13 protein-coding genes are annotated in these 19551 nt (G+C 66.5%); 8 read left to right on the forward strand and 5 right to left on the reverse strand.

Annotation, left to right across the window (positions count from 1 at the left end; translation table 11 throughout):
• Positions 1-22: 22 nt before the first annotated feature.
• The 3 genes from M673_RS05610 to M673_RS05620 all read right to left on the reverse strand — a co-directional run bounded on the left by M673_RS05610 (position 23) and on the right by M673_RS05620 (position 4315).
• Positions 23-2380, reverse strand: a complete 2358-nt coding sequence (locus M673_RS05610) for an Orn/Lys/Arg decarboxylase N-terminal domain-containing protein (protein ID WP_061974322.1) — start codon at positions 2378-2380, stop codon at positions 23-25.
• Between the two features lie 217 nt (positions 2381-2597).
• On the reverse strand, positions 2598-3437 hold the full coding sequence (locus tag M673_RS05615; RefSeq protein WP_061974324.1) for an aspartyl/asparaginyl beta-hydroxylase domain-containing protein: 840 nt from the start codon (positions 3435-3437) through the stop codon (positions 2598-2600).
• A gap of 149 nt (positions 3438-3586) precedes the next feature.
• Complete coding sequence (locus M673_RS05620; protein WP_082639190.1) at positions 3587-4315, reverse strand: GntR family transcriptional regulator; 729 nt, start codon at positions 4313-4315, stop codon at positions 3587-3589.
• A 239-nt stretch (positions 4316-4554) separates the two neighbouring features.
• Here M673_RS05620 and M673_RS05625 point away from each other — a divergent pair, with 239 nt between their 5' ends.
• From M673_RS05625 to M673_RS05645, 5 genes are all read left to right on the forward strand, one after another.
• The gene (locus M673_RS05625) at positions 4555-5544 is read left to right on the forward strand and encodes an ABC transporter ATP-binding protein (protein ID WP_061974326.1); all 990 of its coding nucleotides are present in this window, start codon (positions 4555-4557) and stop codon (positions 5542-5544) included.
• Positions 5545-5583: 39 nt separating this feature from the next.
• Positions 5584-6882 (forward strand): ABC transporter substrate-binding protein, encoded by a 1299-nt coding sequence (locus tag M673_RS05630; protein ID WP_061974328.1) that lies wholly within the window; start codon positions 5584-5586, stop codon positions 6880-6882.
• A 278-nt stretch (positions 6883-7160) separates the two neighbouring features.
• Positions 7161-8045, forward strand: coding sequence for an ABC transporter permease (locus tag M673_RS05635; protein WP_061974330.1), 885 nt, complete (start codon positions 7161-7163; stop codon positions 8043-8045).
• 165 nt (positions 8046-8210) lie between these two features.
• Positions 8211-9095: an ABC transporter permease gene (locus M673_RS05640; RefSeq protein WP_061974332.1), complete on the forward strand. Its 885-nt coding sequence runs from the start codon at positions 8211-8213 to the stop codon at positions 9093-9095.
• On the forward strand, positions 9092-9772 hold the full coding sequence (locus tag M673_RS05645; RefSeq protein ID WP_202968032.1) for an aspartate/glutamate racemase family protein: 681 nt from the start codon (positions 9092-9094) through the stop codon (positions 9770-9772). Before M673_RS05640 ends, M673_RS05645 begins: the two co-directional genes overlap by 4 nt.
• Positions 9773-9785: 13 nt before the next feature.
• Here the strand turns inward: M673_RS05645 and M673_RS05650 are convergent, their stop codons facing one another.
• Positions 9786-10391, reverse strand: a complete 606-nt coding sequence (locus tag M673_RS05650; RefSeq protein WP_061974336.1) for a hypothetical protein — start codon at positions 10389-10391, stop codon at positions 9786-9788.
• A gap of 501 nt (positions 10392-10892) precedes the next feature.
• Between M673_RS05650 and M673_RS05655 the strand changes: the two genes are divergently transcribed.
• Entirely contained in the window at positions 10893-12008 is a 1116-nt protein-coding gene (locus M673_RS05655) for an endo-1,4-beta-xylanase (protein ID WP_061974338.1), read from the forward strand.
• A gap of 85 nt (positions 12009-12093) precedes the next feature.
• Here M673_RS05655 and M673_RS05660 read toward each other — a convergent pair whose 3' ends face one another.
• Positions 12094-16827: a family 16 glycosylhydrolase gene (locus M673_RS05660; protein WP_061974340.1), complete on the reverse strand. Its 4734-nt coding sequence runs from the start codon at positions 16825-16827 to the stop codon at positions 12094-12096.
• A gap of 334 nt (positions 16828-17161) precedes the next feature.
• Between M673_RS05660 and M673_RS05665 the strand changes: the two genes are divergently transcribed.
• On the forward strand, positions 17162-18508 hold the full coding sequence (locus tag M673_RS05665) for a UDP-glucose dehydrogenase family protein (RefSeq protein WP_061974342.1): 1347 nt from the start codon (positions 17162-17164) through the stop codon (positions 18506-18508).
• Between the two features lie 95 nt (positions 18509-18603).
• The gene (locus M673_RS05670) at positions 18604-19551 is read left to right on the forward strand and encodes a UDP-glucuronic acid decarboxylase family protein (protein WP_061974344.1); all 948 of its coding nucleotides are present in this window, start codon (positions 18604-18606) and stop codon (positions 19549-19551) included.

Here is a 19551-nt window from a genome sequence, read left to right on the forward strand (position 1 = left end):
GACGGGCTCGAAACCTTTGGTCTTATTCCGCGACGACATAGGTGTGGAGCCGCACGCGGCCCGCCTCGTCGGTTTCGCGGTAAACGCCCTGGATTTCAACCTCGAAGCCGGGGAACGTGTTGAACGAGGATTCGAACATCTTGAGATAGTCGATCATCGGCTGGGCGCGCTCGCTCAGCCGCTCGCCCGGCACGATGGTCGCGATGCCCGGCGGATAGACCACGAAGGGCGTGGTCGCGATGCGCCCGGCGATGGCATCGATCGGCAGATAGTCGACATCGTTGCGCACGAGGCAGCGCGCCGCGTCGTGCGGTGACATGGCGATCTCCGGCAGGTGCTCGGCCGAGAACTGCATGGCCTGCAGGGCGCTGACATTGGCAGCGCGGAAGAAGCGATGCATGGAGGCGCAGAGATCGCGCACCCTGACGCCGGCATAGCGATGGGCCCGGCGGCGGTAGAATTCCGGGATGACGTCTTCCAGGGCTGCGTTCTCGTCGTGCAGCCGCTTGAAGGCGACGAGGCCGGAAATCAGCGTGCCGGCCTTGGAGGCCTCGACGCCCGGCGTCAGCAGGAAGAGAAGCGAGTTCAGATCGTTCTTCTCCGCCACGATCCGGTTTTCGCGTAAGTATTGCGCGACGACGGGGGCGGGAATGCCGTGCTCGCCATAGGCCCCGTTCGCCCCGTCGAAGCCGGGCGTCAGCAGCACCAGCTTGTTGGGGTCGGTCATGGCGAAGCCCGGCTCCATGTCGCGGAAGCCGTGCCAGCGGGCCTCCGGCGAAAGCTGCCAGAAGGCCGGGTTGGTGGCGAGCTGGTCGGTCGACACGCTTTCCCAGGGCACGACATGGGCCGCGCCCGGCCGCGCCGCGTCGGGAATCGAGACCGTGTCGGGCACGAAGGGCTCGAAGAACCAGCGCCGTTCCGGCCGCTGCTCCTTCTCCTCGAACTCGCGGCGAACGGCGCGGATCTTCTTGCGCAGCTCGATGCCGAGGCGGATCGTGTCGTCCCAGAGCACTTCGCCCGAGCGGCCCTTCATCATCTGCGCGCCGACGTCGAGCGAGGCGAAGAGCGGATAGAAGGGCGAGGTGGAGGCGTGCTGCATGAAGCTCTCGTTGAAGCGACGATGCTCCACGCGCCGCTTCTGGCCCTTGATGTGCCGGTCCTTGATGTGGATCTGCGACGCCTGGGAGAAGCTCGCCAGCTGCTTGTGGGTGGACTGCGTGGCGATGATGCCCGGCGCATCGGGACCGAGATCGGCCAGGCCCATGGCGAAGCGACCCGCATAGAGCGGGTGGAACTTCATGAAGCCCGCCCAGGCCTCGTCGAAGAGGATGTATTCGCACAGATGCCCGATCCGCTTCAGGATCATCTCGGCATTGTGGATCGTGCCGTCATAGGTGCACTGCTCCACCACGGCGACGCGGAAGGGGCGGGGCTTCTTCCAGGCCTCGGGGTCCTTCACCAACGGATGGGTGCGGATGCGCTCGCGCAGCGCCGCCTCGTCCAGCGAGGCGAAGTCCATCGGGCCGATCAGCCCGTAGGAATTGCGGGCCGTCGGCACATAGACCGGGATGCCGCCCGAGATCAACAATGCGCCGTGATGGGCGGCCTTGTGGTTGTTGCGGTCGAACAGGACGAGGTCGCCGTCCGTCACTAGGGCGGCCAGCGCCACCTTGTTGGAGGTGGAGGTGCCGTTGAGGACGAAATAGGTCTTCTCGGCGCCGAAGATCTTCGCCGCTTCCTTTTGCGCGGCGAGCGCCGGCCCTTCGTGGGTCAGGAGATCGCCGAGATCCAGCACCGAATTGTCGAGATCGTCGCGGAATACCGCCTCGCCCAGATGCTCCATGAACACCCGGCCGATCGGCGAGCGGCTGTAGAAGACGCCGCCATTGTGACCCGGGCAGGTCCAGAGCTGGTTGCCCTCCTCGGCATAGTCCACCAGCGCGCCGAAGAAGGGTGTCTTCAGCGTCTCGGCATATTGCTTGAGGCGGCTGATGAGATTCTTGGCGATGAAGGCCGGCGTTTCCTCCGACAGGAAGACATAACCGTCGATGAAGTCGAGCACCTCGACCGGCACGTCCTCGAAGCGCTTGCGGCGGATGAGAAGGATGATCGGGAAGTCGAGCCCGCGCCGGCGCATCAGGTTGATGAGCGCGGCGGTCTTGCCCTCCAGCCCCTTCTTGCCCCAGTCCACCATCATGCAGCCGATGGCCGCGTCCGTCTGCACGGAGATGGCGGCGTCCTCCAGCGTGCGGGCGCGCACGACCTCGAAACCGGACTTTTCGATCTCGTCGACGATCTGGTTGTACCGGGCGCCTTCCAGGTCGTCGGCGTCGAAGGAAGGCGTGGCGAAGAGGAAGGTAAAGCGTCTGAAATAGTCCATGAGGCACCCGGTTCGTCGTGGCGCGGACTGTCGGTGCGTTTCATGACAGGACCAAGACAGTCCGCCATTTCAGCCGCCAAGCGCCCGACAGGGCCGATGAGAAAAAGGAAAAGGGGAGAAGGGCGGGACGCCCGGCGGGGCGACGCGCGCCCGAAAACGAGACGGACCCGGCGCGCCGCTAGGCGCGCGGGTCCGCTCGCAAGAAGGGTTCGGGCAATCAGCCCTTGGTGGTCTGCGCGGGGGCGGCGGGCCGGTTCCCGATCATGCGCCAGTTCTTGTAGAACAGCGACTTCATCTGGTCGGCGATCATCGACACGCCCGAAAGGAGCGCACCGAGGAAACCCGGCACCGGGGTCGGCCGGATCACGTCCATGAAGACATTGTAGCGCCGCGCGTCCACCTCGTTCACCGAGCGATGAAACAGCGTGTCGTCGAAAATGTAGAGCGGGTTGTCGCGCCAGAGATGGCGCGCGCCGTTGCACTCGATGAAGACGCGGTCGCTGTCGGCCGGCTTGAGGTTGAGCAGCACGCGCAACGTCAGGCGCAGCGGGCCGTAATGCCAGGTGGTGGATTCCTTGCCGGAGAAGACCGAAACCGCGATCGTCTTGACGTATTTGAACTCGCGGTTGAACTCCGGCACCGTGTCGATATTCGGCTTACCGTACCAGCGATAGACATACATGCCCCGCCGCCCGTCATGGAACTTGGCGTCGATCTCGCTCGTGATCTCGTCACGCCGGCTGCGGAACGTGTCCAGCACGGTCTCGATCTCGGCGCGCCATTCCGGCGGGAAGTCGTCCAAGGTGTAGACGCCCGGGTTGCGGCGACTGAGAAGATCCACGAACAGGTTGAAGGGCGAGAGCAGCCAGGTGAGAATGCCGTTGCCCATGAAGTAGCGACTGACGAGGAGGCGGTTCTTGCCCTTGTTGCGCGATACGTCGATCGCGCCGCAGACGAGCCAGAACGCCGTCAGGATGGGCACGAACCACAGAAGCAGCGCCAGAACGGGAATCGCGATGGCGGCGCGGCGAAGCGCCTTCTTCTGGCCCTTGGTCATGGAATGGGTCCGCCTGCTATCCGAATCGGTTCGGCATAACGCACATTTGATTGTGGCGCGCGCAAGAGCTCCCTGTCGCGGCTCCGCAATTTTTTCGCCGGCGTGGCGGGCAGGTCGCCGCGGATGCCGGAGAGGGCCTCGCAAGCCCGCTAGCGCACGGCTTTCAAGACATCCGCCAGCCCGAGAGTGGGGGCGGCGGGGCGCGTCAGGTCGAGACTGTTGCCGAGCAGTTCGACATGGCGCCGCATCAGATCGGCCGCCGCCTCGCCCTCGCCCCGTGCGAAGCAGCCGACGAGCGCGTGATGGGCGTGGTCGTCGCACAGCGCTTCGCGCCGCGACCAGTAGAGCGCGATCACCAGCGAGGAGCGCGACATCAGCTCGCCCAGGATGCGCGCGAGCACGCTCTGGCCGGCGATCTCCGCGATCAGTCGGTGGAACTCGGCGGACTGGAACAGCGCGGCGTTGGCGTCCCCTATCGCCAGCGCGCGGTGCTCGGCCTCGATCGAGGCTTCGAGCCGGCCGAGGGCGGCTGGGGTCATGCGGGCGCTCGCGAGCCGCGCGATCTGCGGCTCGATCAGGGCGCGCGTCTCGAAGATCTCGCGCGCTTCCTCCGGCGTCGGCCGCGCCACCCGCGCGCCCTTGTTGCGCTCGATGATCAGGACGCCGTCCTGCGCCAGGGTCTGCAGCGCCGAGCGCACCACCGTTCGGCTGACGCCGTAGACCTCGGCCAGATCCTCTTCCGCCAGCCGCGTGCCGGGGTCGATCCGATGATGGACGATCGCGCTCATCAGCCCGTCATAGATCGGCTTCCAGGACGGGACGGGCGCCTTGCGCCCTTTCTTGGCGGGGGGAGGGGTCGCGATGTCCTGGGCGGTCATGGGATTCGGGGCTTTGAAACGGGACGACCTATCGTCGCATGGGGCGTGGATGCGGCAAAGATGCGATCCGATACAATATCTGTATACAATTTCAGCAGAAGGGCGACTTTCCGGGCGACCGGTGGCGAGCTGCCTCCCGCTCTCGCCCGCCGCAACCCCGGCAGGCCTGCCCTTCACGAATTGGAAGGGATTGGCACGCGGTTTGCAAACACTCCAACCGGACGGGTTTGGAGCAGAGCATGGCGCAGGGCGATCTGGAACTGGTGCAGCTGACCAAGCGCTACGGCGCGACGGTGGCGGTGGACGCGATCGACCTGCGCGTTCCCGCCGGCAGCTATTGCTGCTTCCTCGGGCCGTCCGGCTGCGGCAAGTCCTCGACGCTGCGCATGATCGCCGGGCACGAGAGCGTTTCGGGCGGCGATATCATCCTGGGCGCCGGCAACATCACCGACCTCGCCCCGGCACGGCGCGGCACGGCCATGATGTTCCAGAGCTACGCGCTGTTTCCCCATCTCATGGTTCTCGACAACATCGCCTTCTCCCTGAAGATGAAGGGCGCCTCCAAGGCCGATCGATATGCCAAGGCGCGGCGCGTCATGGATCTCGTCGATCTCGGCCGGTTCGAAACGCGCATGCCGGCCCAGCTTTCGGGCGGGCAGCAGCAGCGCGTGGCGCTGGCCCGCGCGCTCGTCACCGATCCCGGCATCCTGCTTCTGGACGAGCCGCTGTCGGCGCTCGACCCGTTCCTGCGCCTGAAGGTGCGCACCGAGCTGAAACGCCTGCAGCGCGAGCTCGGCATTTCCTTTCTTCATGTCACCCACGGGCAGGACGAGGCCATGGCGCTGGCCGATCTCGTGGTCATCATGAAGGATGGCCGCATCGAGCAGGCCGGCAGCCCGCAGGAGGTGTTCCACCGGCCCAAGACCGCCTTCGTCGCCCGCTTCATGGGCGGGCACAATGTCCTGACCCTCGACGGCCGTCCCGTCACCGTGCGCGTCGACCGGGTGCGCCTCGGCGCCGGCAACGCCGAGGCGCGCACGCTGAGCGGCGAGGTGCGCGGCGTCGAATATGGCGGCGCGACCGTCACCGTGGTTCTGGCCGCCGGCGAGGCGGGCGAGATCACCGCCGTGATTCCCGAAGAGCAGTTCAACGCGAGCCCCGCCGCCCTCGGCGAGGCTTGCCGCATCCATTGGGCGCGGGGCGAGGAATTCGCCCTTCAGGCCGCCTGATCCACCCACCCACCGTCCTTGCAACCGGAGAGCCTACGCATGACCGATCCCGTTCAGCCCGCCGGCCTGTCGCGCCGCTCCTTCCTCAAGTCCGGCTCGGCCGTGGCCGGCTTTGCCTTCGTGGGCGGTGCCTCCGTCACCGGCTTTCCCTTCGTCTCCGGCGCCCGCGCGCAGGAGGCCAAGACGCTGCGCTATCTCGGCACGGCGGTGAACCAGTCCAAGGAAATCGCCGACAAGGTGAAAGCCGATCTCGGCATCACCATCGAATACGTGCCCGTCACCACCGACGAGGTGACCAAGCGCATCATCACCCAGCCCAACACGTTCGACATCGTCGACACCGAATACTTCTCGCTCAAGAAGTTCGTGCCGACCGGCAACCTGATGGGCATGGACGCCAAGCGCATCAAGGAATTCGACAACATCACCACCGTCTTCACCAAGGGTGAGATCGACGGCAAGCCGATCGGCGGCCAGGGCACCGCGCCTTGGAAGGTGCTCTATCTCGAAGCCAACAAGTCAAAGAAGTTCTCCGCCAGCCCCACCGAGTGGATCTCGCTGATCCCCACCACCTACAATGCTGATACGCTCGGCATTCGCCCCGACCTCATCAAGCGCCCGATCTCCTCCTGGTCGGAACTCCTGAACCCCGAGTTCAAGGGCAAGGCCTCCATCCTCAACATTCCGTCCATCGGCATCATGGACGCTGCCATGGCGATCGAAGCCTCGGGCAAGTACAAGTATCCCGACAAGGGCAACATGACCCGGGACGAGATCGACATGACGATCGAGACGCTGATCGAGGCCAAGCAGGCCGGGCAGTTCCGCGCCCTCTGGTCGGACTTCAACGAGAGCGTCAACCTCATGGCCTCGGGCGAGACCGTGATCCAGTCCATGTGGTCGCCCGCCGTCACGGCCGTGCGCGCCAAGGGCATCGACTGCGTGTTCCAGCCCCTGAAGGAGGGCTACCGCGCCTGGGCCTCGGGCTTCGCCCTGCCGGCCACCCTCGACGGCCCGAAGCTCGACGCCGCCTACGAGTTCGTCAACTGGTTCCTCTCCGGCTGGGCCGGCGCCTTCCTCAACCGCCAGGGCTACTATTCCGCCGTGCTGCCCACTGCGCAGAAGTCCATGGAGCCCTACGAATGGGCCTACTGGATGGAAGGCAAGCCCGCCGAGAAGGACATCCTCTCCCCCCAAGGCCAGGTCATCGCCAAGGCCGGTGCCTTGCGTGACGGCGGCTCCTTCGCCGACCGCATGGGCGCCGTCGCCTGCTGGAACGCCGTCATGGACGAGGACTCCTACATGGTCCGCAAGTGGAACGAGTTCGTCGCGGCGTAAGGCGCTGACGTTGGCGGGGGACGCCGTCCCCCGCACCCCCTTGCCAGGGGAAATGATTTCCCCTGGACCCCTCTTTCTCTCGGGCGTGTCCCAACCCTGGGAGGGCCCCTGGCCCTCCCAGGGTTGGGAAAGAAGTCCCAAAAGAAAGCAAGGGTCCGGGAACTCGTTCCGTCCGCAGGACGGGCGAGACCCGTGGCTCGCCCGTTGGGCGGGGATCGGGGCGGCAGCCCCGCAAACCTGCGGCCACGGCCGCGAAGACCTCACGCGACGGAGGCCGTATGGCTGCGAGCGATCGGACGGGGCTGGCGCCCTACCTACAGGCGGCGCCTTTGGCGTTGGTGTTTCTGGTGTTTCTGGTGGTGCCGCTCGTCTTCATCGCGATGGTGAGCGTCTGGACCTACGACAATTATCAGATCCAGCCGGCCTTCACGTTGCAGAACTACATGGACGTGTTCGATCGCTGCATCGTCAGGCTGCCGACGCTGTGCACGACCTTTCGCACCTATGTCTCCACCTTGAGCTTTGCCGGGCTGGTTTGGGCGCTGACCTTCGGGATCGGGTTCACGATCGCCTACTTTCTGGCGTTCGAGGTGCGGTCCAAGGCGATCCAGTCGGTGCTGTTCCTGATCTGCACGATCCCGTTCTGGACCTCCAACGTCATCCGCATGATCTCGTGGATTCCGCTTTTGGGGCGCGAGGGGCTGGTGAACAAGGCGCTCGTCGGCATCGGACTGATCGACGCGCCGCTGGACTGGCTGCTCTATTCCAGCTTTTCGGTGACGCTGACCTTCGTCCATCTGTTCACCTTCTTCATGGTGGTGCCGATCTACAATTCCATGCTGCGCATCGACGGCTCGCTGATCGAGGCGGCGCGCGATGCGGGGGCGTCGGGCTGGCAGATCCTGTGGAACGTTATCCTGCCCCTGTCGAAGACGGGCATCGCCATCGGCTCGATCTTCGTCTTGACCATCGTGATGGGCGATTTCATCACGGTCGGCCTCATGGGCGGGCAGCAGATCGCCTCGGTCGGCAAGACGATCCAGACCGAGATCAGCTATCTCCAGTTCCCGATCGCCGCCGCCAACGCCGTGGTGCTTCTCGCCACCGTGCTTCTCATCGTCTTCGCGCTGCTGCGCGTCGTCGACATCCGCAAGGAGCTTTAGAGTGTCCTTCGACAATGCCTGGGTCGGCGGACCGGTCCTCACCCCCTTCCGCGGCGTCGCGGATGCTCGCCGATGCCGCCGGCATCGACTGCGCTCCTCTCCTTGCGTCGAGGGAAGCATGCCTCGCTCCCCCTCCGCCTGGCATCATCGAAGGACACTCTGACCATGTCCGAAAAACGCTCCCGTGCCTTCTTTCCGCTCGCCGTCTTCTTCACGCTCTTCGTCGTCTTCCTCTACGGGCCGACGCTGACGGTGCTGATCCTCTCCTTCCAGGGTCCGGAGGGTGGACTGACCTTCCCGATGAACGGCGTCTCGACCCACTGGTTCGGCGTGCTCTGGCAGGGGCTGGGCGTGGTGGACGTATGGGCCGCCTTCGGCCGTTCCTTCCGGCTGGGGCTGGTGGTGACGGTGCTCACCGTCGTGATTTCGGTGCTGGCGGGGCTGGCGTTCCGGCGGCGCTTCTTCGGCTCGACGCTCCTGTTCTACACCGCGATCGCCAGCCTGATCCTGCCCTCCATCGCCGTGTCGCTCGGCATCGCGCTGGAGTTTCGCATCTTCGACGATTTCGTGAAGGCCTATGGGCTGGGCGGCGAGGGCTACCAATCGGGAATGGGCCTCTTCACCTCGGCGCTCGGCGCGCATCTGACATGGACGCTGCCCTTCGGCCTTCTCGTGATGTTCGCGGTCTTCAACCGCTTCAACCCGGCCTATGAGGAGGCGGCGCGCGATCTCGGCGCCTCGCCCTGGCAGACCTTCCGCCATGTCGTGCTGCCCATCATCGCGCCCTATCTCATTGGCGTGGCGCTGTTCGGCTTTACCTTGTCCTGGGACGAGATCGCCCGCACCAGCCAGGCGATCGGCGGGCCGAACACCTTGCCGCTGGAGCTTCAGGGCCTGACCACGACGGTCACGACGCCGGCGATCTATGCGCTGGGCACGCTCACCACGGCCGTTTCCTTCCTGGTCATCGCGCTGACGCTGGGCACCGGCCTGTTCCTGCGCCAGCGGCGGCTGCGCGGGGCTTCGGACGCCGGCAAGGGCACGTTGTGAGAGGTCCCATGCATCTCTGCTTCATCAACCCCAATTCCACCGCCGGCATGACGGGCAAGATCGCGGAGGCCGCGCGCGCGGCGGCGCGACCGGACACGGCGATCACCGCGCTCACCAACGCGGACGGCCCGCCCTCGATCCAGGGCCCGGCCGACGGCGCCCTGGCCGAGCCCGGCCTCCTGCACCTGATCGAGCGCTATTCCGAGGATTTCGACGCTTTCGTGATCGCCTGTTTCGATGATACGGGGCTGGCGGAGGCGCGGCGGGTGACGCAGAAGCCCGTGATCGGCATCGGCGAGGCCGCCTATCGGCAGGCCGTGCGCGCCCGGCTGCGCTTCAGCGTGGTGACGACCCTGTCGATCTCCGTCCCCATTCTGGAAGAGAATATCGAGGCCTATGGCTTCGCGCCCTTTTGCGCGAAGGTGCGCGCGTCCGAGGTGCCCGTTCTCGATCTGGAGCAGCCCGGCAGCGCGGCGCGCGAGCGCGTGGCGGCGGAGATCGCAGCGGCGCTGAGCGAAGACCGGCCGAACGCCATCGTGCTCGGCTGCGCCGGCATGGCGGATCTGGCGGAGCTCTTTTCGGCCCGCTTCGGCCTGCCCGTGTTCGACGGCGTGGCCGCCGCCGTGGCCGAATTGGAAGCGCTGGGCGCGGCCGCAGAGGCGCAAGCCCGCGCCTGAGAGCGCGCGCGCTTCACGCGGCAAGGGAGGTGTGAAGCACCGGCTCGTATCCGGCCCGCAACACGTCCACAGTGGGCGCGGGCGTCAGCACATTCACGCTTCGCGCGCAGAGTGGCTCGGCGTCGAGATACCCGGCCGGGCTCCAGCGATGCCGCCGCCCTCGCCACACCAGCCAAGCCGCGCCGTCCGCCTCCACCATCGCGCCGTCCGGCAGGCTGTCGAGCGGGGCCTCATAGGTCACCTGCCGCCGGTCGCGCGTCACGCGCGCGGCATGAAGCGCGGCATCGACGGCCTTTGCGCCCGGCTTCGCATCCAGGGGCCAGCAGGCGAGGAAGCGCCGAAACGCTTCCGGGCAGCAAAGCGCGCAGGCGCGGTGACCGGCGGCGAGCGCCGTCGCCTCGTCCAGAAAGAAGAGTTCTGTATAGGCGCCGGGCGCCATCAGCGCGCGGCCTGTCGTGCCGTAGTCGAGCCGGCAGATGATCCAATGCGGATGGCGCCAGCGGCTCGTACCCAGCCTGCGGTTCTCGTCGTGCAGGATGCCGCGATTGCCCATGAACAGCCCTCGCGCGGGATCGGCGACGATCTCGCCGAAGGGCGTAACGCGGTTTGGCAACGGCATGGCTCGACCCTTCGGCTGGTGCGTCGAAGGGCAGGGGAGCATTCGAAAGGGGAGGGGCGCAAGGGCGCCGAGCCGCGCGGCGGCGGTCAGCCCGCCCCGGCAGCAGGTACGGCGGCTCTGGTCAGGACCGCACGTCTTCCACGAGCACGGCGCGGTCCGCCATGGCGATGACGCCGAGCGCCGAGATCAGATGAAACACCGCCAGCCAGAGCATGGTCTTCTCCCTTTCGTTCGGGAGAGCCTACGCGGCGCCAAGCTACGGCCGGGTTAGGGGACGTGGTTAGGATTTTGTATTGCTCCGCATGCTGGCAGTCCAGTCGGGATAGCCGGATGATAGTGTTATTATAATATACTATGGATGATGACGGAAAATTATCTTCTTGTCTTGAATGATCGGGTTCATAAACATCTCGAACTCAAATAAAGAAGCGTGCAGTCGGGCGCTTCGGGTGTGATCTATTCGCAGCCGCCCGGCCCCTTTCCCCGGTGAAGGAGCACGTCATGCTGGATCGCAGACAGTTCATGGGCGGAGTGGCGGCCCTGGCGGCCTCCGGGCGCGCGGTGGGCGAGAGCCTGGCGCAGGACGGAGCGGGCGATCCCTTTGCCGGGCGGGCGAGCCTTCGCGAGACCGGCGAGCGGGTCGGCATTCCGTTCGGCCTCTGCGAGCCGGCGAACCGCTATCCCGGCAACCGGCCCTATCTCGACCGGCTGGCGGGGGAGGCTTCGCTCTGCGTGCCCGGCAACGACTTCCATTGGCGCGCCGTCCAGCCCTCGCGCAAGGTCTTCAACAGCACCAAGCTCGATCTCTTCGCGCGCTATCTCGCCACCAAGGATCTCGGCATGGTCGGCCACACCCTGCTTTGGTACCACGGTGTGCCGGACTGGGTGGCACAGCTGGAAACGGCCGCCGACATGCAGGCCGCCATGGAAGCCTATGTCGGGCACATGGTGGCGCGCTTTCGGGGGCGGGTCGTGCGCTGGGACGTCATCAACGAGCAGGTGGACCCGGCCAGCCCGCGCGAGGACGGGCTGCGCCAGACGCCCTATCTCGACCGGATGGGCCCGGGCTACATGGCGCGGGCCTTCGCCGTGGCGCGCGAGGCCGACCCGAAAGCGCTGCTCTGCTACAACGAATACGGGTTCGAGCACGCCAAGCCGGAGGAAACGCGCAAGCGCGCCGCGCTTCTCGCCCTGCTGCGGCGCCTGCGCGAGGAAAAGGCCGAGATCGACTGCGTCGGCTTCCAGTCGCATCTCGACGGTTCCGCCAAGCTCGACCTCGACGGCCTGACGGGTTTCACCCGCGAGGTCGTGAAGCTCGGCTACCGCGTCGCCATCACCGAGCTCGACGTGAAGGACACGGGCCTGCCCGCCGACGAGACGAAGCGGGACCGGATCGTGGCCGATCAGGCCAAGGCCTATCTCGACTGCGTGATGGCCGAGACCAAGCCGGTGACGATCACGACCTGGGGCTACACCGACGACAAGTCCTGGTACCAGTTCTACGACTGGAGCCGGCGGCGCGACGGACGCCCGCTTCGCCCGCTCGCCTTCGACGTCGATTTCCGGCGCAAACCGCTCTGGGGCGTCCTCGACGCGGCGCTGAGCGTGGCGGGGTGACCGGAGGCGTCTGGGACGAGGATCGAGGGCGGCGAAGAGGACCGCCGCCCGTTCGCGGGTCGCGCTGTCGAACAGACGCCCCCGATCAGGCCCAGACCACGTCGCTGCTGTCCAGCGACTCCACGCCCAGCGTGCGGAACGAGTCCGTGCCGGTGCTGTGGTGCACGGTCCAGACGTCGCCCTCGTGGGTCAGCGTCGCGCCCGCCCCAAAACCGACGAGGCGGATCGTGTCGTGCTCCGTGCCGGTTCCCGCCGCGTGGAAATCGGTGATCGTGTCGAAGCCCGAGCCCTTCTCGAAGACGAAGGTGTCGTTGCCGCCGCCACCCGTCAGCCAATCGTCGCCGCCCTTGCCGTTCAGCACCTCGGCGCCGCCATGGCCGGTGATCCGGTTCGACAGGCCGTTGCCGGTGAGCGTCAGGTTCCAGCTCATCGCCGTCAGGTTCTCGACATTGGCCGGCAGCGTGAAGTTGCCGTAGGTTTCCACCGTGTCGATGCCTTCGCCGGCCTTCTCGACGATGGTCAGCTTGCCGGTGGCATAGGCGCGGTAGGTGTCGTCGCCTCGTCCGCCGATCAGGATGTCGTCGCCGCCCTTGCCGTCGAGAAGATTGTTGGAGCCCGAGCCGACCAGCCGGTCCGCCCCGGCCGTGCCGATCACGTTCGTGCTGTAGCCCGCGCTCACCGGCGGCTGCGCCGGCAGCTTGAAGTCGTCGGCGGCGAAGTCTGCGATCTTGTGGTTGCGGAACACCAGCGTGTCGTAGGGCGACAGCGCGAGATAGACGTCCGAGCCGACCTGGCTCATCGCGCCCTTCACGTCCGCGAACGTGGCGAAGGGCGAGGCGTCGAGCCGCACCACGTCACCCATCCCCGGCCCGGCCTCGAAGTCGGTGATGATGTCGGAGCCCGAATCCTTGCCGAAGACGAACGTGTCTCGCCCGGCGCCGCCGGTCAGAATGTCGTTGCCGCCGAGGCCCGCCAGGACATTGTCGCCACTGTTGCCGGTGATGATGTTGGACTGCCCGTTGCCGGTGCCGGCGATGTTGGCGGAGCCCGTGAGCGTCAGGTTCTCGACGAAGCCCGGGAGGGTGTAGGACACCTCGGAGCGAACCGTGTCGATGCCGCCGCCGCCGAGCTCCACGATCCGGGTGGCTGCGTTGCGCACGAGATAGGTGTCGTCGCCCGCGCCCCCGGTCAGCGTGTCGGCGCCCGCGCCGCCGTCGAGGAGATCGGCCCCCGCCGTACCGCTAAGGCTCTCGGCCGCAGAGGTGCCGGAGAGAGTGGTGGTCGGGGTGGCGGAGGTCTTCAGCGTGTAGTGGGCGAGCGTGTAGTCGTTGAGCTGATAGGCGGTGATGGAGTCGATCTTCATCTGCGCGACGAGATCCTTGGCCGGCGTTCCCGACAGGCCGCCGACCGCGATGTTGGCCAGCATGTACATGGCCGAGTTCATGTCGGAGGGCGTGTCCACCGTCATCATCTCGTGCCCGTCCACGAAGTAGGTCAGCGTGTAGGGCGTCCAGGTGACGCCGTAGGTGTGCGAGCCCGATAGGTCGTCCAACAGGCCGTAGCCGCCCTTGTTCATGCCGTCGCTGGCGGAATGGGCGTCGAAATGCACTGCGCCCGGCTGGTCGCCGAAGACCTCCATCACGTCGAGCTCGGGCGGCCAGGAATTGTTGACGGGCAGGAGCCAGAAGGCGGGCCAGACGCCCGAGCCCTGGGGCAAAGTCGCCTTCATCTCGAAATGGCCGTAGGTCTGGGCGAACACGGCCTCCGAGGTGATGAGGCCGGACGTGTAGGCATAGCCGCCGGCGGCGGCCTGCTTGGCCGGGTCGATCGCCTGCGCGGTGATGGTCAGCTCGCCATTGGCGACGGAGAACGGGTTGAGGCCGAGCGGCGCTGCGGCCTCCTTGCCGGGAAGGCCCCGGAACGTGTCGTCGACATAGATCTGCCCTTCCTTGTTGGAGGACAGCGTGTAAGCGTTGAGCCCGCCCCATTCGTACTTGGTGAGCCAGGTTCCACTGGTGCCGTCGAAGCGCGAGAAGCTGTTGAAGTCGTCGCGAAAGGTCTGGACCATCGCGCTCCTGTCGAGGTCGAAGACGAAGTCCTTGGCCGAGAGCGAGGTGGCGAGCGTGTTCTGGAGCGTCAGCGTCTGCCCGTCGCCGAGCGCGATGAAGCTGTTGGTGCCGACCTGCTGGATGGCGCCCTTCAGCTCCGCGAAGCTCTTGAAGCTCGCGCCGTCGAGGCGGATGCGGTCGCCCTCAGTTGAGGAGAAGTCGGCGATGACGTCGGAGCCTTGCCCACGCGCGACGACGAAGAGATCGGCGCCGCCCTTGCCGACGAGCACGTCGTTGCCGCCCCCGCCGTTCAGCGTGTTGTTGCCCTCGTTGCCGGTGACGAGATTGTTCAGCTCGTTGCCGATGGCGGTGGAGTTCGCCTTGCCCATGAGGGTGAGGTTCTCGACCGACTGGCCCTTGGGCAGGGCGAAGCCGATGTCGTTCCAGCTCAGCACCGTGTCGATGCCGCCGCCGGCCTTCTCGACGATGTGCGCCGTGGTGTCGGAGGCGACATAGGTGTCGTCGCCGAGCCCGCCGGCCAGCGTGACGTGCTTGGCATAAGCGATCATGTAGTCGTTGCCCGCGGTGCCGGTGAGGCTGTTGTTGGCGAGCGTGCCGGAGAAGGTCGTGGACGAGCCGCCGCTGACCGGCAGCGCGTTCTCGAACAGGACGTTCTCGGCCACGAGCTTGGCGGGCGCGACGTTCTTGAGGGTCAGCGTCTCGCCGTTGCCGAGCGCGATCACCGTGTCGGCGCCCACCTGACTCGCGCTCGCGCGAAACGCCTCGAAGCTCTCGAAGGCGAAGCCCTTGAGATCGAGGATGTCGCCCTTGGTGCCGGTCTCGAAATCGGTGATCGTGTCGGAGCCGTTGCCCTTGGCGATCACGAAGGCGTCGCGCCCGGCGCCGCCGGTCAGCGTGTCGTTGCCGTCGCCGCCGTCCAGCGTGTCGACGCCGCTCGTACCGACGATCGTGTCGGTGACGTTGAGGAGGCGGACATGGGCGGCCGTCAGGCTGCTCATCGAGACATTCTTGAGGATGACGCCCTCGTGCCCGCCGAGATCGATATGGAGATCGGCGCCGACCTGCACCATGCGCTTGCTGAGCGCGGCGAAGCTGCCGAAGGCGGCGCCGTCGATCTTCAGGAGATCGGCCTGCGCGCCCGTGGTCTGGAAGTCGGTGATCGTCTTGGTGCCGGTGCCCTTGGTGACCACGAACGTGTCGCTGCCGCCCTTGCCGGTCAACGTGTCGGCGCCCTGGCCGCCGTCCAGCACGTTGGCGGCGTCGTTGCCGGTGAGGATGTTGTCGAGGTCGTTGCCGGTCCCGTCGATCGCCGCCGTGCCCATGAGGGTGAGGTTCTCGATCGACTGGTCGCCCGGCAATCGATAGCTGAACCAGGTCTGCACGGTGTCGATGCCCTGGCCCGCAAGCTCCACAATGCGGGTGGTGCCGTTGACGATATAGGTGTCGTCGCCCGCCCCGCCCTTGAAGGTGACGTTGGCGGCCTGGGCGGAGAACTGGTCGTTGCCCCCGCTTCCCTCCAGCGCGGCGTTGGCGGTGCCCGCCGTCAGCCATTTGTTCGGCGCGGCGGAGGCGAGGAGCAGCTTGCCCGTCAGCGCACCGGGCGCGTCGCTTGGCGAGGGGGCCGGCGTGGCGCCGACGCCCTGCTGGCTGTCGGTGGCCGGAACGGATGTCTCGACGGCGGGAGTCGGGGGCGGCGTAGAGGGTGTCGGCGCGCTCTTGGCGAACTGAAGGTTGGCGCTGGTGAGGCTGGCGAGCGAAACATTGGCGAGGGTGAGGACCTGCCCGCCGCCGAGATCGACGCTGAGGTCGGCGCCGACCTGCAGGGCGCTTGCCTTGAACCCCGCGAAGTCCGACAGCGCCGTGTCCACGAGCTTCAGGACGTCGCCGCCGCGCGCCGAGAAGTCGGTGATCGCGTCGTTGCCGCCACCCTTGCCGACCACGAACGTGTCGGCGCCCGCGCCGCCGGTCAGGAGATCGTCGCCCGAGCCGCCCTGGATCGTGTCGGCACCAGCCGTTCCCACAAACGAGAAGCGGAAGTTGGAGGCGTCGAGATCGGCGGCGGCGACGCCCTTCAAGAGCACCGCGTCGCCCGCCTCCAGAAGGATCAGCGTGTCGGCGCCGTGCTGCACGATCCGCCCCTTGAGCGCGGCGAAGTCGGCAAAACCGGTGCCCTCGATCTGCAGCGTGTCGGCCGAGGCGCCCTTGGCCGCGAAGTCGCGGACCACGTCCTGCCCGCCGCCCCGCTGGAAGACGAACGTGTCGCGCCCGCCGCCGCCCACGAGAATGTCGTTGCCGCGCCCGCCATTCAGGGTGTTGTTGCCGGAATTGCCGGTGAGGACATTGTCGAGATCGTTGCCGGTGCCGGTGGAATGGGCGGTGCCGGCCAGGGTCAGGTTCTCGATCGACTGCGTGTTGTCGAGCGTGAAGGACGAGGCCCAGGTCTTCACTGTGTCGATGCCCTGGCCCGCGAGCTCGAAGATCCGCGTCGTCTGGTTATAGGCGATGTAGGTGTCATCGCCCGCGCCACCGCTCAGAACTGTGTTGGCGCCGCCGCGGATCTCGTCGCGCCGGCTTGTTCCCGTGAGGCTTGACCCCGCCGTGTCGGCATAGAGCCAGACCTCCGGCCGGGCGCTGGACTCGGCTGCGGCTGATTGGGCAAAGCCCGCCATCGCCGCCGCGATTTCGGCCTGCGTGGCGATCGCTGCCGGCTTGCTCTGGTCGGTTCCGTTCGCCTGCGTCGATTGGGTCATCTCTCGCATCCGCTTCTGCTGAAGGCGGGGGGCTCACGCCCGCCGGCCGTCAAGCCAACCATCTTGAATGGATCGAAGGATACGGAACCTCTGATATTGTTATCTGAATTCGATCGGACGCATTTTAGAGACTAAAGTCATTCGTCCTCTATAGGACAAATTATGTGCTGCTAACGAAGTATAGAAATATTAAGAAAATGTTGCGTTGCACTTGACCCTTGGTTGTAACCCATAGGATCATGCGAGCGCGAAGTCTGAATATCGGGAAGTGCAGCCGTTTTGGACGGCGGCCGAGATGTTCGACTTTCCTCTCGCTAGAGCAACGAGCATCTCCATGAAAATCGCCATCGTCGGATCTGGCTATGTCGGACTTGTGTCCGGCGCCTGCTTTGCGGATTTCGGCCACACGGTTCGCTGTGTCGACAAGGACGCGAGCAAGATCGCTGCCCTGCGCGAGGGGCGCATTCCCATCTTCGAGCCGGGTCTGGAAACCTTGGTCTCCACCAACGCGGCGGCCGGGCGCATTGCGTTCGACACCGATCTCGCTTCCGCCGTGGCGGAGGCCGACGTCGTCTTCATTGCGGTCGGCACGCCTTCAAGGCGTGGCGACGGCTTCGCAGACCTCACCTATGTCTACGCCGCCGCGCGGGAGATCGCCCATTCGCTGCGCGGCTACACCGTGCTCGTGACCAAGTCGACCGTGCCGGTGGGCACCGGAGACGAGGTGGAGCGGATCGTGCGCGAAGCGCGCCCCGACGCCGATTTCCACGTCGTATCCAACCCCGAGTTCCTGCGCGAGGGCGCCGCGATCGACGATTTCAAGCGGCCCGACCGTATTCTCGTCGGCTCCGACGAGCCGCGCGCGCGAGAGGTCATGGCGGAGGTCTACCGGCCGCTTTATCTGAACAGCGCGCCGATCGTCTACACCAGCCGGCGCACGGCCGAGCTGACCAAATACGCCGCCAACGCCTTTCTGGCGACCAAGATCACCTTCATCAACGAGATGGCGGACCTGTGCGAGAAGGTCGGCGCCGACGTGCAGGACGTGGCGCGCGGCATGGGGCTCGACAATCGCATCGGCTCCAAGTTCCTCCATGCCGGGCCGGGCTATGGCGGCTCCTGCTTTCCCAAGGACACGCTCGCCCTCATCAAGACCGCGCAGGATTTCGGCGCGCCCTCGCGCATCGTGGAAACGGTGGCGGCGGTCAACGAGCAGCGCAAGCGCTCCATGGCCCGGCGCGTGATCGAGGCCTGCGGCGGCAGCGTGCGCGGGCGCACGATCGCGCTACTCGGCCTCACCTTCAAGCCCAACACCGACGACATGCGCGACGCGCCCTCGCTTGCCGTCGCCACCGCCCTGCAGGACGGCGGGGCGCGGGTGCGCGCCTTCGACCCCGAGGGCATGGGGCAGGCGGCGCTGGTGCTGAACGACATCGCCTATGCCGCCGACGCCTATGGCTGCGTCGAGGGGGCCGACGCCGTGGTTCTGGTGACGGAATGGAACACGTTCCGCGCGCTCGATCTCGACCGGATCGGGGCGGCCATGAAGGGCCGCGTCTTCGTGGACCTGCGCAATGTCTACAAGCGCGCCGTGATGGAGGCCAAGGGCTTCCAGTACCACGATGTCGGCCGGGGCGGGGATGCGCCGGGCGCCGCGCGCGCCGCCGACGTCGCAGCCTGAGGTCAGGCCCCTTTGCCCGTCTCGGGATCGAGGCGGGCCGTTCCGGCGGGCCGAGACGGCGCCGCCGGCTGCATCGATTTCGCTTGGAGCCTGGCATGAACCCCTACACCAACACGGCGCTGGTCACCGGCGGAGCCGGATTCATCGGCTCGCATCTGTGCGAGCGCCTGATCGGCCGGGGCACGAATGTCGTCTGCGTCGACAACTACTACACCGGCACGCGCGCCAACATCGCCAGCCTCATCGGCCATCCCGGCTTCGAGGTGATGCGCCACGACGTGACCTTCCCGCTCTATGTGCAGGTCTCGCAGGTGTTCAACCTCGCCTGTCCGGCCTCGCCCATTCACTATCAGCGCGATCCCGTGCAGACCACGAAGGTCAGCGTGCACGGGGCGATCAACATGTTGGGCCTCGCCAAGCGCCTGAACGTGCCGATCCTCCAGGCCTCCACCTCGGAGGTCTACGGCGACCCGCTGGTGCACCCGCAGGTCGAGGATTACTGGGGCCACGTGAACCCGATCGGCATGCGCTCCTGCTACGACGAGGGCAAGCGCTGCGCCGAGACGCTGTTCTTCGACTACTGGCGTCAGCACGCCTTGCAGATCAAGGTCATCCGCATCTTCAACACCTATGGCCCGCGCATGCACCCGAACGACGGGCGCGTCGTGTCGAACTTCATCGTCCAGGCGCTTCGCGGCGAGCCGATCACCATCTATGGCGACGGGTCGCAGACGCGCTCCTTCTGCTATGTCGACGATCTCGTGGACGGCATGCTGGCCATGATGGATTCGGGGCCGGGCTTCACCGGTCCGGTGAATGTCGGCAATCCCGGCGAGTTCTCCATGCTGGAACTGGCCGAGCTCGTTCTTCGCAAGACCGGCTCTTCTTCCGCCATCGAGTTCCTGCCGCTGCCCTCGGACGATCCGCGCCAGCGCCGGCCCGACATCTCCCTCGCCAAGGCCGAACTCGGCTGGGAGCCCAAGGTCGCGCTGGAAGACGGGATCGAGCGGACGATCCACTATTTCCGAGCCCTCGTTCAGTAG

The sequence above is a fragment of the Aureimonas sp. AU20 genome (assembly GCF_001442755.1).
Classification (GTDB): domain Bacteria; phylum Pseudomonadota; class Alphaproteobacteria; order Rhizobiales; family Rhizobiaceae; genus Aureimonas.